The following is a 1428-nucleotide window of genomic DNA, read 5'->3' as shown; positions in this document are numbered from 1 at the left end:
ATACCCATAATGGCCGCAAGTACCAGGAACCCAACAAAAACCGCATTGCCAATGTGTCGACGCACCCAGCGGAAAAACGTTAGCCAAATACTAGTATTATATACAACGTACTCTGGATTCCCGGTCGGAACTTCTGGTTCCTTCGGAGGATCTACAGGAACTTCTGGGACACTGGAATCCGGTTCATCCGGGGTGATATCATCATTTACAATAAGAGTATAAATGTCAGACAAGATATAAGATGTCCTCGGATTACGCTCGTCGGAAACCAAAGACTGAGCCGAGCGATAAAGGGGGCTACCAGAAGATGTAACAGAATTAGACCTATTATTAGTATTAAAAATGGAAAGAGACCAACCGGAAGAATAAGAAAAATAAAAGTAATATCCAGGAGAAGAAAATTGAAGACATTGATTACCTACATTATTAGTATAAGTAAAACCCGTAAAATCCGAAATCCGATTTGCGTAAACCCAAAAACTAGAAGAACCTAAACAAAAAATAACTGCATAGTCAGGATCATTTAACCAATCTTGCATTACCAATTTCCAAGCCTCTTTTGCTTCTTCGCTGGCACCATCAAAAGAAACATCTATGTCAAGGACAGTGCCAGTCCTAGAATATCCTTTGCCCCAACCAGAAGCAGAATATTTAGAAACACACTCATCATAAGTTAAATTAGAAACCTCAGCAAAAGACGGGACCGAGAGAGCCAGGACGCACACCAGCGCGCAGCCCAGCGCCAGAAGCCGCTTTAAGAAACCTTTCGTCAACAATTTTGTCCCCCCTAATTATTTCAGATAAGACTTAACCGTTTTAACTAAAACGGATATAGCAACAATGACCGCAAAAACAGCAACAGCCGGAAACATGGAAACACCAATCCGGAAACGGATGAAACGAGAAAAAAAGTCAAGCACTGATACATCCCAAGGCACATAGACGTTAATAGCAGCCACCTCCATAATTTGTGCGGCCATGCAGCGTTCCCGCGGATTTGCCGCGCAAATTACCGCGGGAAACGCTTGCATGACCTCTATAAAAAACAAGGACGGCTGTTATAACCGTCCCTGTCCCCCGCATCAGCTCAGGAACTTTTTAATGACTTTCGGAATGAGGGTTACTCCCAGCAGGATTGCAAAAAGCGCAATGCCGATCGGGATGATCACCGCAAGGTTGGCTGCCACACCGTCAACAACCGGCTTGAGCATCTCTGTCGAAATGGCCACAGACTCAAGACCGGCGGCAACATCACCTGCACCCGGCGTGCTGGAAGAACCGGAAGCAAAAGCCGGAACGGAAAGCGCGGCCGGCAGGATCGCGGCTCCAACAGACACAACTATCTGCCGTTTGACCATCGGGAAAAAACCCTGAATCTGATAGACCTTGGTACTAAGAGCAGTACGCATGATATAACCTCCTTAAAAA

General features: G+C 45.4%; 3 protein-coding genes. All 3 read right to left on the bottom strand.

What is annotated here, in order from left to right; translation table 11 throughout:
• The coding region (locus C814_RS24170; protein WP_016318070.1) for a hypothetical protein at positions 1–776 on the bottom strand (776 nt) is incomplete at its 3' end.
• A 15-nt stretch (positions 777–791) separates the two neighbouring features.
• A complete protein-coding gene (locus C814_RS0104835; RefSeq protein ID WP_155846386.1) occupies positions 792–980 on the bottom strand; it encodes a hypothetical protein in 189 nt (62 codons plus the stop codon).
• Between the two features lie 102 nt (positions 981–1082).
• Positions 1083–1409, bottom strand: a complete 327-nt coding sequence (locus tag C814_RS13735; RefSeq protein WP_016316291.1) for a hypothetical protein — start codon at positions 1407–1409, stop codon at positions 1083–1085.
• Positions 1410–1428 lie beyond the last annotated feature (19 nt).

This window comes from Anaerotruncus sp. G3(2012), from assembly GCF_000403395.2.
GTDB lineage: Bacteria > Bacillota > Clostridia > Oscillospirales > Ruminococcaceae > Anaerotruncus.
This window is presented reverse-complemented; position numbering and strand designations above follow the sequence as displayed.

What these genes read in the sequence shown, in the direction of transcription:
- C814_RS13735 (WP_016316291.1), bottom strand. Translation starts at nt 1,409, where the DNA reads ATGCGTACTGCTCTTAGTACCAAGGTCTATCAGATTCAGGGTTTTTTC.
- C814_RS0104835 (WP_155846386.1), bottom strand. Translation starts at nt 980, where the DNA reads ATGGCCGCACAAATTATGGAGGTGGCTGCTATTAACGTCTATGTGCCT.